The organism is Thiohalocapsa sp. ML1 (genome assembly GCF_001469165.1).
Classification (GTDB): domain Bacteria; phylum Pseudomonadota; class Gammaproteobacteria; order Chromatiales; family Chromatiaceae; genus Thiohalocapsa.
Genome location: NZ_JABX01000042.1, coordinates 20621 through 37302, shown reverse-complemented (window position 1 = coordinate 37302; position 16682 = coordinate 20621). Strand labels below are relative to the sequence as shown.

At 70.9% G+C, this 16682-nt stretch carries 14 protein-coding genes; 3 read left to right on the top strand and 11 right to left on the bottom strand.

What is annotated here, in order from left to right:
* Positions 1-44 precede the first annotated feature (44 nt).
* The 4 genes from ppk2 to ML01_RS21140 all read right to left on the bottom strand — a co-directional run bounded on the left by ppk2 (position 45) and on the right by ML01_RS21140 (position 4828).
* A complete protein-coding gene (gene ppk2, locus ML01_RS21155) occupies positions 45-965 on the bottom strand; it encodes a polyphosphate kinase 2 (protein ID WP_058557380.1) in 921 nt (306 codons plus the stop codon).
* A gap of 182 nt (positions 966-1147) precedes the next feature.
* Positions 1148-2206 (bottom strand): XdhC family protein, encoded by a 1059-nt coding sequence (locus ML01_RS29730; protein WP_216819248.1) that lies wholly within the window; start codon positions 2204-2206, stop codon positions 1148-1150.
* Positions 2207-2220: 14 nt separating this feature from the next.
* Complete coding sequence (locus tag ML01_RS21145; RefSeq protein ID WP_058557379.1) at positions 2221-4362, bottom strand: xanthine dehydrogenase family protein molybdopterin-binding subunit; 2142 nt, start codon at positions 4360-4362, stop codon at positions 2221-2223.
* A gap of 1 nt (position 4363) precedes the next feature.
* Entirely contained in the window at positions 4364-4828 is a 465-nt protein-coding gene (locus ML01_RS21140) for a (2Fe-2S)-binding protein (RefSeq protein WP_058557378.1), read from the bottom strand.
* 457 nt (positions 4829-5285) lie between these two features.
* Between ML01_RS21140 and ML01_RS21135 the strand changes: the two genes are divergently transcribed.
* The 3 genes from ML01_RS21135 (at position 5286) to ML01_RS21120 (ending at position 10591) form a co-directional block, all read left to right on the top strand.
* Complete coding sequence (locus tag ML01_RS21135; protein ID WP_058557377.1) at positions 5286-6023, top strand: sulfite exporter TauE/SafE family protein; 738 nt, start codon at positions 5286-5288, stop codon at positions 6021-6023.
* A 589-nt stretch (positions 6024-6612) separates the two neighbouring features.
* Positions 6613-7356: a hypothetical protein gene (locus ML01_RS21125; RefSeq protein ID WP_156427891.1), complete on the top strand. Its 744-nt coding sequence runs from the start codon at positions 6613-6615 to the stop codon at positions 7354-7356.
* Complete coding sequence (locus tag ML01_RS21120) at positions 7346-10591, top strand: tetratricopeptide repeat protein (RefSeq protein ID WP_058557374.1); 3246 nt, start codon at positions 7346-7348, stop codon at positions 10589-10591. The genes ML01_RS21125 and ML01_RS21120 overlap by 11 nt, the downstream gene beginning before the upstream one ends.
* A 155-nt stretch (positions 10592-10746) precedes the next feature.
* Here the strand turns inward: ML01_RS21120 and ybgF are convergent, their stop codons facing one another.
* The 7 genes from ybgF to ybgC form a co-directional block, all read right to left on the bottom strand.
* Positions 10747-11730 carry a tol-pal system protein YbgF gene (gene ybgF / locus ML01_RS21115; protein ID WP_058557373.1) on the bottom strand — a complete coding sequence of 328 codons (984 nt, stop codon included), beginning with the start codon at positions 11728-11730 and terminating at the stop codon, positions 10747-10749.
* 1 nt (position 11731) lies between these two features.
* Positions 11732-12286, bottom strand: coding sequence for a peptidoglycan-associated lipoprotein Pal (pal, locus tag ML01_RS21110; protein WP_058557372.1), 555 nt, complete (start codon positions 12284-12286; stop codon positions 11732-11734).
* 97 nt (positions 12287-12383) lie between these two features.
* The gene (gene tolB / locus ML01_RS21105; RefSeq protein ID WP_058557394.1) at positions 12384-13682 is read right to left on the bottom strand and encodes a Tol-Pal system beta propeller repeat protein TolB; all 1299 of its coding nucleotides are present in this window, start codon (positions 13680-13682) and stop codon (positions 12384-12386) included.
* A 151-nt stretch (positions 13683-13833) separates the two neighbouring features.
* On the bottom strand, positions 13834-15054 hold the full coding sequence (tolA, locus tag ML01_RS21100; RefSeq protein WP_058557371.1) for a cell envelope integrity protein TolA: 1221 nt from the start codon (positions 15052-15054) through the stop codon (positions 13834-13836).
* A gap of 9 nt (positions 15055-15063) precedes the next feature.
* Positions 15064-15519, bottom strand: coding sequence for a biopolymer transporter ExbD (locus ML01_RS21095; protein WP_058557370.1), 456 nt, complete (start codon positions 15517-15519; stop codon positions 15064-15066).
* Complete coding sequence (tolQ, locus tag ML01_RS21090; RefSeq protein WP_058557369.1) at positions 15516-16226, bottom strand: protein TolQ; 711 nt, start codon at positions 16224-16226, stop codon at positions 15516-15518. The genes ML01_RS21095 and tolQ overlap by 4 nt, the downstream gene beginning before the upstream one ends.
* Positions 16216-16659: a tol-pal system-associated acyl-CoA thioesterase gene (gene ybgC / locus ML01_RS21085; protein ID WP_058557368.1), complete on the bottom strand. Its 444-nt coding sequence runs from the start codon at positions 16657-16659 to the stop codon at positions 16216-16218. Before ybgC ends, tolQ begins: the two co-directional genes overlap by 11 nt.
* Positions 16660-16682 lie beyond the last annotated feature (23 nt).

The following is a 16682-nucleotide window of genomic DNA, read 5'->3' as shown; positions in this document are numbered from 1 at the left end:
GCGGGGCTACCGCCGCAGGGCCAGCGGCGGCCCGAACGCGCGGCTCAGTAGCGAGAGGGCACGTAGAGTTCTTCCGGCAGCGTCGCCCGGTCGTAGTCCGGGTTGAAGATGCGCTCGGGCAGCGCGATGGTTTCCTGCGGGATGTCGTGGTAAGGGATTTGGTCCAGCAGGTGGTGAATGCAGTTTAGCCGTGCGCGCTTCTTGTCATTGCCCTCGACGATGTACCAAGGCGCCTCCGGGATATTCGTGCGGGCGAAGGTCTCCTCCTTGGCCTTGGTGTAATCCTCCCAGCGGACGCGGGATTGCAGGTCCATCGGGCTCAGCTTCCACTGCTTGAGTGGGTCATGGATGCGCATCAAGAACCTTAACTGCTGCTCCTCGTCCGTAATCGAGAACCAGTACTTGATGACGCGGATGCCCGAGCGCACCAGCATGCGCTCGAACTCCGGCACGTCCTGAAAGAACTGCTCCACCTGCGCAGCGCTCGCGAACTCCATGACGCGCTCGACGCCGGAGCGGTTGTACCAGGAGCGATCGAACAGCACGATCTCGCCGCCCGCCGGCAGATGCGGCACGTAGCGCTGGAAATACCACTGGGTCTTCTCCCGGTCGCTCGGCGCCGGCAATGCGACCACCCGGACCACGCGCGGATTCAGCCGCTGCGTGATGCGCTTGATGACGCCGCCTTTGCCGGCCGAATCGCGGCCCTCGAAGATCACCAGGACCTTCTCGCCTTTGGCCTGCACCCAATCCTGCAGCTTGATCAGCTCCGCCTGCAGCCTCAGCAGGGCGCGGAAGTAGGTCTTGCGGTCGATGCCGGACGGACGCCTGCGCTTGTAGATCTTGCGCAGCTCCATCGACAGCGCCGGCTCGGAAATCTCAAGCTCGTAGTCCTCATCCAGCGCGTCCTCAAGCTCGGCCTCCAGCCAATCCTTGATATCCGCGTCGTTGTTTACGTCGTTCATGCTTGCGTCACCTGGGGCGGGTTTCTCACGCGAGATGCCGCTGCGGGCAAGCGCCCGGGCTCGAACCCGGCCAGGCGCCCGACGGCACAGCGGTAGTCGGGCCGATGCTAGCACCGAGGGTTTGCAAGAAGATGACGATTCGTTTTCGCGTCGGTATCCGTGGCGCATGTCGTCGCTCTCCGTTACACCCAGGTGTTCTCCGCGGATTCGCTGGTCCCGCTCGGCATCCAACGACGCACTTGTCCAACCCGCGCGCAGCGCACCGCCACCAGCTCCGCCGCAATGGCGACGGCGATCTCGGCGGGAGTGCGACCGCCGAGGGGGAGGCCGACGGGTCCGTGGAGGCGCTCGGCCTGCTCGGGGGTAACGCCGAGCGTCATCAGTCGCTCTTTTCTGGCCTGCTGGGTGCGGCGGGAGCCCAAGGCGCCGACGTAGAAGGCGCTTGAGGTCAGCGCCTCCAGCAGCGCCATGTCGTCGAGCCTGGGGTCGTGGGTCAGTGCCACGACGGCGCTGTCGCGGTCGTCGGCGAGTGCGCGGACGCAGTCGTCCGGCATGCGTGGGTCGAGCTCGGCGCCGAGCGCGGCGAGGTCGGCGAGGCGCTCCCGGCGCGGGTCGCAGACGATGACGCGGTAGCCGAGCGCGCGGGCCATGGGCACCAGATGCCGGGCGATGTGCACGGCGCCGATGATCAGGAGTCGCAGTTGCGGGCCGAAGCAGCGCTCGGCGGTGCTGCCGTCGAAGCGGAAGCCTGCCGTGTCTGGCCGCTTTGGATCAACCGGGTGCAGGCTCGCCTCCCCGGTGGCGAGGCAGACCCGCCGGCGCAGGCTGCCGCGGGCGGCGACGCGCTGGTGCAGCAATTGCCAGGGGGCCGGGTCGTCGACGCGCTCGACCAGCAAGTCGAGCCGGCCGCCGCAGGGGATGCCGAAGCGCCGCGCGTCCTCGGCATCGACGCCGTAGCTGATCAGCCTCGGCAGCGCCTCGCCGTCGAAGTCGCCTGCCTGCACGCGCCGCACCAGGTCGGCCTCCACGCAACCCCCGGAGACCGAGCCGGTCTCGCGGCCGTCCGCGTCGATGAGCAGCAGCGCGCCGGGGGGTCGGGGCGACGCGCCCCAGGTGGCCGCCACCGTGAACAGCCAGCCGGGGCGCCCGGCGAGCGCGAGCACTGCCGCGAGCAGCAGCTCGTCGTCGCTCGCAGGCTCCGACGCGCCTACTGGAACGGTCTGCAGCGCGGCCACCTGCACGCGGTTGCGGCCGCTCAGAGGCGGATCGGCAGGCTGCGCACCGGCTCGCCGGTGGCCGCAAAAACAGCGTTGCAGACGGCGGGCGCGATGGGCGGCAGCCCCGGCTCGCCGACGCCGCCGGGCGACTCGGCGGACGGCACGATATGCACACTGATGTCCGGCATCTCGCTCATGCGCAACAGTGGAAAGTCGTGGAAGTTGCCCTGCTCGACCCGCCCCTGCGCGAGCGTGATGGCGCCCTTTAGCGTCGCCGTGAGGCCGTAGACGATGCAGCTCTCCATCTGTGCGCGAACCGTGTCCGGGTTCACGACCAGGCCACAGTCGATAGCGCAGGTGACGCGATGCACGCGCACTTGCCCCTCGGTGACGGACACCTCGGCCACCTGCGCGACAAAGCTGCCGAAGGACTCGGCGACGGCGATGCCGCGAAAGCGCCCGGCGGCGCAGGGCGTGTCCCAGCCGGCCTGGGCGGCGGCGAACTCGAGCACGCCCAAGTGCCGCGGCTGCTCGGCCAGCAGCCGCCGGCGCAGCGCGAGCGGGTCCTGCGCGCCGGCGGCGGCGAGCTCGTCCAGGAAGCACTCCGTGATCCAGGCGTTCTGCGAGCTGCCGACGGCACGCCAGAAACCCACCGGTACCGGCGTGTCTACCAGGCTGTAGTCGACGCCGATGTTCGGGATCGCGTAGGGCAGGTTCGCGGCGCCCTCCACGGAGGTGTGATCGACGCCGTCGACAACGGCCTCCGGGCGCACCCGGGACATGATGGACGGGCAGACGATGTGGTGCTTCCACAGGATCGGCAGGCCGTCCACGTCGAGCCCGCCGCGCAGCCGGTTGAGCCCGGCGGGGCGATAGAAGTCGTGGCGGATGTCGTCCTCGCGGGTCCAGACCACCTGCACCGGGCGTCTCAGCGCCTTGGACAGCTCCACCGCGTCGCGCACGAAGTCCACCTCGCCGCGGCGCCCGAAGCCGCCGCCGAGAAAGGTCGTGTGCACCCGCACCTGTTCCTCGCCGAGGCCGGTGATGTCCATGCCCATGCGCTGGGTGCGGGTCTGCGCCTGGGTGGGCACGTAGATGTCGCAGCCGTCGGCGCGCACGTCGGCGGTGCAGTTCATCGGCTCCATACAGGCATGGGCCTGGAACGGCACCTCATAGACCGCCTCCAGCGTGCGCGCAGCGCGGGACCACGCGGCGTCCGGGTCGCCCTCGCGTCGCACCGACACGCCAGGCTGGCCGAACTGCTGCTCAAAACGCCGGCGAAGCTCGGCGCTGGACAGGCTTGCGTTGGGCCCGAGGTCCCACTCGATGCGCAGCGCCTTGCGCCCGGCGAGCGCCGCATAGGCGCCCTTCGCGACCACCGCGACGCCCGCGCTCACCGGCAGCACCGCGATAACGCCGGGCAGGGCCTTGGCGCCCTCGGCGTCGAAGCCCTTGAGCGCGCCGCCGAACACGGGGCAGCGCTCGATGCTGCCGACCACCATGTCGGTGAGCCGCATGTCGATCCCATAGCGGGCACGGCCATTGATCTTGTCAGGCGTGTCGAGCCGCGGTGCCGGGGTGCCGATGAGCGTCCACTCATCCGGCTCTTTCAGAAACACGCCGGGCGGCATCGGCACCGCGGCGGCGGCCGTGGCGAGCTGGCCGAAGCGGAACCGCTCGCCGCCGTCCGGGTGGATCACGACGCCGCGCTCGACGCGGCAGCCATCGGCCGCCACGCCCCAGCGCTCGGCGGCGACCTGCACCAAGAGCCAGCGCGCGAGCGCCCCGGCCTCGCGCAGCTTGGTCCAGGCGTCGCGCACGGAGGTGCTGCCGCCGGTGAGCTGCTGGCCGACGAGATTGTTGAAATAGGCCGGCGCGGCCGACGCGAAGCGCACCGTAATTTGATCCAGCCCGACGCCGAGCTCCTCGGCGATCAGCATCGGCAGCGCCGTCATCACCCCTTGCCCCATCTCGGAGCGGGCGACGATGAAGGCGATGCCGCCGCTGGGCTCGATGCGGATCCAGGCGTTCGGCGCAAAGGGCGACTGCGGCTCCACGACGGTCCCGGCGACGCCCTCCGCCCGCGTCGGCAGGCCCAGGTGCAGGCCGACCAGCAGGCCGCCGCCGACGGCGACGCCCTTCAGGAAGCTGCGCCGGTCCAGCTCGATGTGGCGCGCCACCTCAGGTGGCCTCCAACGTCGGGCGCGCGGCGCGATGGATGGCCCGACGCACGCGGTTGTAGGTGCCGCAACGGCAGAGCACGCGGTCCATGGCGGCGGTGATCTGCTCGTCCGTCGGCTGCGGGTGCTGCACCAGAAGCGCCGCGGCGGCCATGATCTGCCCGGACTGGCAGTAGCCGCACTGGGGCACCTGCACGCCGATCCACGCCTGGCGGAGCGCCCGCGCAATGTCGTTGTTGAGCCCCTCGATGGTCGCCACCGCCTTGTCCACCGCCGCGCTCACGGGCGTGATGCAGGCGTTGACGGCGGCGCCGTCCAGGTGCACGACGCAGGACCCGCAACTGCCGATGCCGCAGCCGAACTTGGTGCCGGTAAGCCCCAGGTGGTCCCGCAGGACCCAAAGCAGCGGCGTGTCGTCCGGGACGTCGACCTCGCGCCGCTCGTTGTTGATGGTGAGGAGGATCATGTTGTCTCCGCGGCTGTCCTGCTGATGCAGCGGCGCCCGGGGGCGGGCGGCTCGCCTGCCGACTGCGCAGGGCGGGTCAGGTTGATGTCGTGCATTCCACCACACCGCCCCGGGTTTCCGTCAGCAATAGGCGGGCAGGATTACAGATAACGCGCCATCGGGAAAGAGACGAGCGCAACCTGGGTGCAGGGCGACCGCTCGGCGCATTGGACAAGCATGGCTGCTCCCGGTGCCATCCGTCGGCGCCCCGACGCTGGCGGTTCCCGAGGGCAGCGCCCCGACGCGGGCCCCGGTCGCTCCTGCAACCACTGTCGCCGCAGACTGACAGCGATGAGATTATTGCCCAAAGCGTGCGATCCGGCAGCCACGATGCACCATCGATATGACCCGACCCCAGAAGCCGCGACCCCAGAAGCCGTGCTCGTCTTGAGTCAGGCCCGCCGCCGGCGCGCTGACGATGCCTGAGCTGGCCGACGTCTACGTGCCGGCCGTGCTGACGCTCGCGGCCTTCGTGCACGGGCTGTTCGGGTTCGGCTTCCCGATGCTCGCAACCCCGCTGCTCGCCCTGGGCATGGCCCTGCCGGCCGCGATTCAGCTCACGCTCCTGCCCACCATCGCTACGAACCTGGGCAGCATCGCCGGCGAGCCCGGGCGCGGCGAGGCGCTGCGGCGCTTCTGGCCGATCCCGGTATTCACGTTCATCGGCAGCTTCACGGGCACGCAGATCCTGCTCACGGTGGACCCGGAGCCGTTTCGGCTGCTGCTGGGCGCGGTGCTGGCGTCCTATCTGCTCGCGGAGCGGCTGCCCGGGGTCGCACGGGAACGCAGGGTTCCGCGTTGGGGGCTCGCGCTGCTCGGGCTCGGCATGGGGCTGCTCGCCGGCGTCGTGAACATCTTTGGGCCGGTGATCATCATTTTCGCGCTCTACACGCGGATGCCGGCGACGCTGATGGTGGCCGCCTTCAATCTCAGCTTCGTCACCAGCAAGACGGGGCAGCTTGCGGGCTTTGCGGCACGCGGCGCGCTGGACCTGTCGTTGATCGGCCAGACGCTGTGGTTGCTGCCTCTGGTGCTGGCGGCGCTGTGGCTCGGCATTCGGCTGCGCCGGCGCATTCGGCCGGCGGACTATCAGCGGCTGCTGCGGCTCGGGCTCTGGGCGCTGGTGGCGGCGCTGGTGTGGGATGTGGTGCGGTAAGCCGGCGCGGCGCCGTCGGCAAGGCATTGCGCGAGAACGAAGGCGTCGGTCACGACGGCGAGACCGTCGCGGGCCAAGGTCAGGGTCGCACACAGCCCTGTGCCCTTTGACCTCCCGCGCCGGCAAGCCTATCATCCGTGACTGATATCAAACAGAAAGGATAGTTTCATGCGCGACTTCCTATTCCGGGAGGCCGAGGTCCAGACCGTCTGCAACACCCTGCGTGTGGGCGGCAGCGTGCTGATCTTCGGCGTGCGCCGCACAGGCAAGAGCTGGATCCTGCGGGAGGCCCAGCGGCGCCTGGCAGCCGCCGATCCGGCCGAATCGGGCCGGGTTGCGCCCTGCCTGATCGACGTGCAGACCCTGTCCACGCCGTCCCAGCTCTACAACGCCATCCTCGCCGCGCTGCCGCCGGGGGTGGTCTCGGGCTGGCGCAAGCTCGTGCTGGACGGTCAGACCCTGCCGAGCCGGCTCGCCGACAGCATCCAGAACCGGCTGAAAAAGGGCAGCTTCGGCGGCGCCTCGGTGGAACTGGACAAGGGCCTGATCGACTATTGGGAGCCGATCGCCGCCGCCACCGGCAAGGCCCTTGCCGGTGCCGACCCGCCCGTCGCCCTGCTCATCGACGAGCTGCTGCGTATTCCGGCCCATCGAGAACCTGCTGGAGCAGGGCTTCGAGCAGCGCTTCGCCAAGCAAGTCCTGTCCACCCTGCGGGTCTGGCGCGGCAGCGGCACGCCGATGGCCATCGCCGGCTCCATCAGCATGGACTTCCTGCTCGCCGATCTCGGCATCACGAGCCAGGTGATGAACAACGTCGATCGCCTGACCCTGCACCCGTTCGAGCCCGAGGAGGCCCGCGCGATGCTGCGCCAGCGCGGCCAGGGCTTCGGGCTCAAGAGCTGGGACGACGCCTGCCTGGACGCGGTGCTGGCCCGCCTGGACGACCTGCACCCGTTCTTCATCGACCTGATCGCCCGCAAGCTCTCCGGCGCCGACCGCTGCGACGCGGACTACCTGGAGCGCATCTTCGCCCGCCAATACTGGCCGGACCTGCGCAGCAGCTTCTTCCCCCAGTTCCAGGAGCGGCTTGCCAAGCACTTCAGCCCCGAGGAGCGCGCCGCCGCCGAGGCTCTGCTCAACGCCCTCGCCCGCGCCGACTCCGACACCTTAAGCCGCCCAGCCCTAGCCGAGCGGCTGCCGGACGCCGCCGTGCCCTTCGGCCCCCTGCTGGAGAAGCTCCAGCGCCAGGAGTTCGTCCATGCGCTCGCGCCCGGCGAATACGCCCTGGCCCTGCGCGTGCTGCGGCAATGGAGGATCGATCATGGGGCCTGAGGACATCCGCGCCACCGTCTACCGCTTCGACCCGCACAACATGGCCGACAGCACCGTGCGCACGCTCGCCACCGGCCGCGACTCGCCGCTCGCCGTCACCCTCAAGACCATCGACGAGAACCGGGCCGGCGGCGGAGCGAACCGCCACCTGATGCTCATCGGACCGCGGGGCATGGGGAAGTCTTTCTTCCTGCGCCTAGTGCAGGTGGCGCTCAAGGACCGCGGCAGCCCGGACCGCTTCCTGCTGCTGCCCGAGGAGCAGCCCAATCTCACCACCGCCGCCGCCCTGCCTCGGGAGCTGCACCGGCTGCTCACCGGCGCCCCGGCCGCCAGCCTGATGCCGCGCCTCGGCGGCGAGCCCGACGACGCCTGGGGGACGGCCGTCGCCGAGCTGGACGCGGCCATCGCCGAGCGGCTCGGCGCCGGCTCGGACGTTGGCTCGGGCGCCGGCACGCCGCCGCTCGCCATCGCCGCCATCGAGAACTTCGATCGGCTCTTGGAGCGGGCCTTCAAGTCCAAGGCCGACCAGTCCCGGCTGCGCGCCTGGCTCGACAGCGACCGGCGCGTGATGCTGATCGTCTCCACCCTGGCCGGCGACCTGGACCAGCGCTACGGCGACCGGCTCTTCCACAGCTTCGAGCACCTGCGCCTGGAACCCTGGGACACCGGCGAGTATCTCGACTACTTCCGTCGCCGCGCCGGCCACGAGCGCCGCCAGGAGGGCCACTGGCCCGAGGCCAAGGTGCGCGCCATCAGCGCCTTCACCGGCGGCAGCCCCCGCATGGCCGTGATCCTGGCCGACCTGCTGCGCGCCGACGGCGACCCGGTGAGCGCCGCCCAGACCCTCGACGCCCTGGTGGACAATCTGACCCCCTACTACCAGGACCTGATCTGGGAGCGCATGCCCGACGTGCCGCGCGCCCTGTTCGACGCCCTGATCCGCGGCGGCGAGCCCTGCTCCCAGAGCGAGCTGGCAGAGCGCGTCGGCCTGCCCCAGAACCGCATCGCCCAGCCCTTCAGTTGGCTGCGCGAGAACGAGATCGTCTTCGGCGAGCGCGAGCACAAGGGCCGCGCGACCCTGTATCGGGTCGCCGACCGGGTGCTGGTGCAGTTCTACAAGAAGCGCCACCTGGACCACCGTGCCCTGGAGACACCGCTTGCGGCCATGGCCGAGTTTCTCGCCACCTTCTATCGCGGGGACGAGCTGCGTGCCTTTGCGCTGAAGCTCTTCGCCCGGGGGCAGACGGCCGAGGCGAGCGTCTTTGCGCGGGTGCGGTTGGAGCAGAGCGGCCACAAGTTGGCCGACTGCCCGGCCCTTGCCGATCCGGCCCTGCTGCGGCAGCTCGTCGAGACGGACTCGTCACCGAACCAAGACCGCGACGACACGGCGCACCTGGAGGCGCAACTCGCCGACCTCCAGGCCCACCTGGACCGGGCCGCGGCCGAGGATCACGCGCTACGGGGCCTGCTGCTGCAGCCGATCGGCTGGCTCTCCATGAAGCTCGGGCGCGCCGAGCCGGCCCTGGACGCCCATCGCCTGGCCATCGCCGCCTTCGAGCAGGCCGGCAATGACCGCGGCGTGGCAAGGAACTGGCTGATCATCGGTTGGTATCTCGCGCGCGCCGAAGCGGAATTTGGCGGTTTCAGCAAAGATCCCGCCGGGGCCGAGGTTGCCTACCGGCGCGCCTGCCGGCTTGCAGCCGACGCCGATGCCCCGGACCTGGCCGCGCAGGCCAACTACTGGCTTGGCCTGCTGCACCTGGGCGAGGGCGAGACCGACAAAGCCAGGGCGGCCTTCACGGACGGGCTGGATCTCGCCCGCGCGGCCGATGACGGGCGCTGGCAGGCCGCCAATCTCGAAGGACTTGCCCAGTTGGCTGACCGCCAGGCCCGACCGGACGAGGCCCTGTCCCTGCGCCAGCAGGCCCTGGAGGCCACCCGTCGCAACGGTCACCCGGACGCATTGGCCGTCGCCCTCGGCAACCTCGGCTGGAACCATTGGGCGCTGGGGCAGCCCGGTGAGGCCCTGGCCGCCCATCGCGAGGCCCTGCCTTGGGCCGAGCAGGCCAAGCGCGAGGACCTGATTGACCTGAACCTGGAGGACATCGCCGAAGCGGCGGCCAAGCTCGGCGACGAGGCCGCCGAGGCGGATGCCTGGCGGCAGCGGCTCGCGCGGCTGGACAGGCGGCCGGCCGCGGCGGATTCCGATGCGTGGCGGTTGGCCCACCGCGCCGCCGAGCGGCTGCGCCAGTTCCAGGACCGGGCGCTGGCCAACGCCTGCGCCGAGGACGGCCTGGCCTCGGCCGTCGCCGCCGGCCTCGGCGGCTGGCCCTTGGGGCCGCTGCTTGGGTTCCTGCTACCGGCCTGGGAGGCCGAAGGGCTCGGCCCCGAGCAGTGCCTGGACCGCTTGGCGTCGCTCCGCCGGCCCGGGGCGGGCGCTGCCACCGACTGGGAATCCTGGGCCGAGGCCTTGGAGCAGGCCGACGCCATCGACCTGGCCCTGCTGGCCCATCGCCGGAGCATCGCCACCCTGCGCGCCGATCCGTCGCTGCCCGAGCATGACAAGGCCGGGCGCGAGACATGGCTCTGGGTGCGCGCGCATCTCATACTCCGCGATCGGCAGCGCTACGACGACGCCATCGCCACCCTGACCGATGCGCTGGCCTTCGCCGCGAACCTCCGCGACCGTGATCCCACGTTCGGCACGACGCTGCGGGGCCTGATCGCCGCCATGCACCTGCTGCGCGGCGCCGACGCCGAGGCCTGGCGCACCCTGGACGCGGCCCTCGGCGAGACCCCGGACCGGGCCGGCACCCTGTTGCAGGCCATGGGCAGCGCCGTCCCCACCGCCGAGCGCAACGCCGGCAAGCCCGCCGCCTTCGCCATCGGCCGTCGGCTGATCGGACACCTGCTCGATCCCCCAACCGACCGGAGCGTCCGCGAGCCGTCCGCCGCCAAGCCCAAGACGACCCCGCTCGCGGCGCTCACTGCCCTGTTCGTCGGCCTGCTCCAGGACCGCCCCTCCGACGACCTGCTCCGCGACCTGGCCCACGAGTTGAAGACCCTGTCTCCGGACGCGGCCCCCACCGCCGAGGCGGTGCTGTTGACGCTGGACTACCTGGCCCGGGACCGCAGCCCGGCCGTGCTGGAGCGGGCCGCGCCGGACATCGCCATCGCCGTGCGCGCCCTGGTCGCCGAGCTGGACGCCGCCGCCGGCGGCAGCGAGCCGGCCTGAGGAGGCGCTCGCTCGTCTCGTGACATCGCTCCCGCGGTGTCACGAATCCGTCGGCGCGGAGCGCCGGATACCCGCGTCACACCGCGGAGCGACGAGCACCCGGTGACGGGTACATTCGCGCACGCCGCGGCGTACCCGCCTGGGGCAGGCTCAGCTCAGCCGCCCTCGCGGGACATCTGCTCCAGCCGGCCCTTGGCGAGGCGGCCTTCGGTGGTGTCCGGGAAGCGCTCGTTCACGGCCTGGAGCATCTTGCGGGCCTGCTCGGTGTCCTGCTGGTCCTGGTAGATGTAGCCGAGCTTGAGCATTGCCGCCGGCAGTTTGGGGCTGCCCGGGTAGTCGCTCACGAGCCGGTTGAAGTGGGTCAGCGCCGCCGGGTAGTCCTTGGTGACATAGCCGATCTCGCCGAGCCAGTAGACCCCGTTGTCGGAATACTGACCCTGCGGATACTGCACCAGCATGGCGGCGAGCTCCTTCTTCGCGCCGTCGTAATCGCGGTCCTTCAGCAGCTCGAAGGCGCGCCGGTAGGCGTCCTGCTCGCCGCCTTCGAGCGTCTCCGGCGAGGGCAGCGCCAGCGTACCGCCCAAGTCGCCGCCGCCGCCGAGTGCGCCGACGCCGGTCTTCGGCGGCGGCGCGATGGGCACCGCGTCGGCGGCGACTGCGGCTGCATCGGTGCCTTCGGCAGCTTCCCCAGCAGCCGCGCCTTCGGCCGCTGCGGGCTCGCCGTCGGCGGCCTCGCCGGCCTCCGCCGCCGCCTTCTGCTCGGCATAGGACTGGCCGAATTGCGGCACCGTGATGCCGGCCTGCCGGAGCTGGTGCTGCTGCAGCTCCACGAGGCCGCGCAGCTCCTGCATCTCTTGCTGGAGCTGCTGGAGCTGGAGCACGAAGTCGGACAGGCTCCTTTCGTTCAGCATCCGCTCCAGCCTAGCGAGTCGCTCGCCCAGCTCCGCGGCGGGCACCGGCGAGTCGCCGTTGGCGGCGGGCGCGGCGGCCGGGGTCGGCGTCGGCGTCGGCGTCGGCGCCAGTAGCGCGTCGCTGCGCGACTGGGCGACGGCGTCGAGTGCAAGGCCGCTCGCGAGCAGGGCGGCGAGCGTGGCGGCGCCGGCGAGGCGCGGCAGCGGACGGGCGGGCATCGGCAACATGTCAGTACACCAGTTCGACGCGGCGGTTCAGCGCCCAGGCGCGCTCGGAGCTTTGCGGGTCCGCCGGGCGCTCCTCGCCATAACTCAGGCGGCTCAGCTTATCCGCGGGCACGCCCTCGGCGATCATGAAGCGCTGCACAGCGTCCGCGCGCCGGTCGCCCAGGGCAAGGTTGTAGTCGCGGGTGCCGCGCTCGTCGGTATGGCCTTCGAGCGTAACGGCGGCGCCCGGCGTGTTGTAGAGGTAGTTGGCATGCGTGCGCAGCAGGTCCGTGGCATCGGCGGGGATCTCGGCCGTGTCGTAGTCGAAGTAGACGACCTTGTTGTAGAGCGGGCTGTTCGGATCATCCAGCGGCGACAGCGGCCGCGCCGGCTCGAGCGCCACCTCCGGTGCCAGCGCGGGCTCGCGGACCTGGGAGTCCGCGCCCGGCGTCATCGCGTTCAGCTCCGCCGCGCTCGGCGGCCTGGGTTGCGGCGGTGGCGGCTGGGTCGCACAGCCGGCGGCCAGGGCAAGCAACGGCACAAGCAGGGTAGAAAGGAGGCGAAAACCAGGCTTCACGGGTGGGGCTCCTGAACAAAGACGGACGCAGCGGATCGGCGCGGCACCCTGGTCGGCGCTACATGCTGGCTCGGCATGGCGAGAGAAGCGGTTCGGCTCAGCGCAACAGCGGCGACCAGGCGGGCTCGCGCACCTCACCGGCGTCGCGCGACAACCGATGGCTCGCCCCGGACGAGAGGGGGGTGGCGGCCAGCACGCCGCGACCATTGTTCTGGGTCGCGTAAATTACCACGCTGCCGCTGGGCGCGAAACTTGGCGACTCGTCCAGGCTGCCGTCGCTGACGTAGCGCCGGGCGCCGCCGTTGGCGTCCGTCATGACCACCCGGAAGCGCCCGTTCTCGCGAGTGATCATCACCAGCGTGCCGCCGTCCGGCGAGTACGCAGCGGCGGCGTTGTAATCGCCCTCGAAGGTCACCCGCTGCGCCGGGCCGCCGGCGGTGCTCACCCGATAGATCTGCGGCCTGCCGCCGCGGTCGGACGTGAACACGACATGGCTGCCGTCGGGCGAGAAGGCGGGCTCGGTGTCGATGGCGTAGTGGTCCGTGAGCCGCGTCAGTTGTCGGCTCGCGAGGTCCAGCACGTAGATGTCCGCGTTGCCGTCCTTGGAGAGCATCATCGCGAGCTTGCCCCCGTCCGGCGAGAACGTCGGCGAGCCATTGATGCCCTCGTAGCTCGCGACGCGCTCGCGCCGGCCGCTTGCCAAGTCCTGCACATAGATCGCGGACTGGCGGCCCTCGAAGGACACGTAGGCGAGCTTGTTCCCGTCCGGCGACCACGCCGGCGACATGATGGGCTCGGCGGAATCGACAATGGTCTGGGCATTGAAACCGTCGGCATCGGCCACGCGCAGCGCCACGCGGGCGTTGTGCCCGGCGGAGGTCACGTACGCGATGCGAGTCGCGAAGATGCCGGGCTCGCCGGTGAGGTCCTCGTAGATCTTGTCCGCGATGCGGTGTGCGGCGTTGCGCAACCCCTTGGATGTGGACGAGACCGTATCGCCGAGGAGCTTCTTGCCGCTGAACACATCCAGCAGCTCGAAGCGGATGGCGTAACCGCCCGTGGCGTTCGGCATGACCTCGCCTACGACGAGGCTGTTCATCCCGAGCAGTTGCCATTCGCGAATGTCCACGTCCGCCTCCCGATGCGGCGTCACCAGCATCTCGCGCCGCGGCATGGGCTTGAACTTGCCGCTGCGGGCGAGGTCGGCGGCGATGATGTCGGCGATATCCTCGCCCGGCTTCGCGCCATCGACGTTGCCGAAGGGCACCACGGCGATGGGCTGGGCGCCCTCGACGCCGCCGGTAATCTCGATGGTGAGCTTGGCCTGGGCCACCCCGGCCGCGCACAGCAGGATCAGCAGCAGGAGCAGATCGGGCTGAAAAACGCTGAGTCGCATAATTCTGAAAACCTCATCAATCCGGTCTACGTCTGCGTCGCTATCGGAATCGGGGTCGGTGTCGGGGTCGAATTCGATCTGCTCCCGATCCCGCATGCCGGGCGGCGCCCGCTTGCGCCGATGCTGCCTGTTCCATCCCGGAGCAGCCCCATCACGGCCTGAACCTGAAATTGAAGTCCTGGAACATCTCGTTGAACTCGGCACCGTCCGGCACCGGCAGCGGCGAGGCCTTGTAGACGGCGGAAATCACCGACTGGTCAAAGGCCCCATTGCCGCTGCTCTGCACCACGCGGACGCTGCCCGGGATGACCTGCCCGCCCGGTTCGAGCCGCAGATTCACGACGGTCTCGATGTTGGCGGGGCTGCCCGCTGGCCGGACCCAAACGCCCTTGATGCGGCTCTGGATCAGCGGCACCCAGCGGCTTGCGATCTGCTTGCGCGCGGCGGCGAGCTGGGCCTCTTGCAAGGCGGTGCGCCGGCGGCGCTCCTCGGCCTGCTGGGCGGCCTCGGCGACGGCCGTCTCGCGCTCCAGCTCGGCCGCGAGCGCGGCCTCCAGCTCGCGCTCGCGGCGGGCGACCTCGTCCGCCACGCGCCGGGCGCGGTCTTGGGCCTCGCGCTCGGCCGCAAGCTCCGCCTGCCGGCGCGCCTCCGCCTCGCGGCGCGCACGTTCGTCGGCCTCGCGGCGGGCCTGCGCTTCGGCCTCGCGCTGCGCGGCCAGCTCTGACGCGCGGCGCTCGGCCGCTGCGCGCTCCCGCTCGGCTTGGGCGGCGGCCTCGGCCTCGGCGGCCAGCCGGCGGGCCTCCTGCTCGGCGCGGCGGCGGGCCTCCTCGGCGGCGCGACGCTCGGCCTCCTCGGCGACCTTGCGGCGGACCTCGGCCTCGGCCTCGCGGCGGGCTGCGAGCTCGGCCTGGCGCTCGCGCTCCAGCTCGGCCTGGCGCTGGCGCTCCAGCTCAGCCTGGCGCTGGCGCTCCAGCTCAGCCTGGCGCTCACGTTCCAGCTCAGCCTGGCGCTCGCGTTCCAGCTCGGCTTGGCGCTCGCGTTCCAACTCGGCCTGGCGCGCCGCCTCCGCCGCGCGCTCGGACTCGGCCCGCGCCTGCTCGGCGGCGGGGTCAGGCGGCGGCGGCTCGGGCGGGGGCGGCGGCTGGCGCGGCGGGGCCGGCTCCGGCCGCGCTGCGCTCGCCTGCAACGCCTCGATGCGCCGCTCGATGTCCGGCGTCGCCGGCAGGCTCGCCTGGACCATGTTGTCCACGGCGCCGAGGTCCCGGTCGGGCACCAGCCAGTCGGCGCCGAGCAGCAGCATGCCGGCCAACGCCAGATGCAGCAGGATCGACCAGAGGTAGGCCTTCGGATAACGACGCCAAATTTCCCACATGACGGCCCGTCAGCCCGGCCCGGGAGCGGATCCCACGCCGGGCGGCGGGCGCGTCACCAGCCCAACGCTCGGCGCGCCGGCCGCCTGCGCGGCGACCATCGCATCGACGACGAGGCCGTAGTCGATGGACGCATCGGCCCGCACCATGATCGGCGTCGCCGGCGCATCGCGCAGCACCCGCAGCAGCCGCTCGTAGAGGAGCTGCTGGTCCACCGGCAGCAGATCGTTCTCGCCGAGGTCCAGGTAGGTGTCGCCGAACTGGTCGATGTGGATCATCACGGGCAGCGGACCCTCGCCGGGCTGCGGCTGTGCGTTCGCCTGCGGCAGGTCCACCTTCACGCCCTGGGTGATGAGCGGTGCTGTCACCATCAGGATCACCAGCGGCACCAGCATCACGTCCACGTAGGGCACGATGTTGATGTCCGCCATCGGCTTGCGCCGCTGTCGGCGCACCGCGCGCTTCATGCCGCCTGCTCCCTGCCGTCGGTGGTGGCGACAGCACGGCCTTGGCGCTGCAACAGGGTCGAGAACTCTTCCATGAACTCTTCGTACCTGCTGTTCAGCCGCTCCACCTTGGTGGTGTAGCGGTTGTAGGCCACCACGGCGGGGATGGCGGCGAACAGGCCGACGGCGGTGGTCACCAGCGCCTCGGACAGGCCGGGGGCGACCAGCGCGAGGGTCGCCTGCTGCACGTTGCCGAGGGCCTGGAAGGCGTGCATGACGCCCCAAACGGTGCCGAACAGGCCGACGTAGGGGCTGACGGAGCCCACCGTGGCGAGGAACGGCAGGTTGTTCTCCAGACGGTCCAGCTCCCGGCTCAGCGCAACGCGCATGGAGCGCTCGGCGCCCATGATCACGGCCATGGTGTCGTCCGGGTCGGTCTTGCGCAGCCTGGCGTATTCGCGAAAGCCGTTGCGGAAGATCGCGGCCAAGCCGGTCAGGCCCTTTTTCTCGTCCTGGCCCAGCTCGCGGTACAGCGCGCTGAGATCGCCGCCGGACCAAAAGCGCGCCTCGAAGTCGTCGGCGGCATCGCTGGCGCGCTTGAGCACGCGCGAGCGCTCGAAGATGGCCGCCCACGACAGCACCGACACGAGGGCCAACAGCAGCAGCACGAGCTGCACGATCGGGTTCGAGCGCAGCATCAGCTCCAGCAGCGAAAACTCAGCGCCCATGGCGGGTCTCCGGCGGTAAGGCGGTCATGATGGCTTCCGGGATGCGGGCGGGCCGCAGGGCTAGGGCATCGAGGCAGGCGATGTTGACGGTGGCTTCACAGCAGCGCTTGGCGTCGGCGGCCCGCTGCACCCGCTGCGCGAAGTCCAGGCTCGCCCGGCCGGCGTGGGTCAGGCTGCTCTCCACCACCAGCAAGTCGTTGAACCGCGCCGGGAACAGAAAGGCCAGCTCCATGCGCCGCACCGCGAACAGCACACCCTGCTCGGCGCGCAGCCGATCCTGCTCGAAGCCCAGCGCACGCAGCCACTCCGTGCGCGCGCGCTCCATGAAGTGCAGGTAGCGGGCGTGATACACAACGCCACCGGCGTCGGTATCTTCGTAGTAGACCCGCACGGTGAGACGGAACGGGAGTGGCTGGCCTGCGTCCGATGCCATGCGCTGTCGAGTCGGCGAGTGAA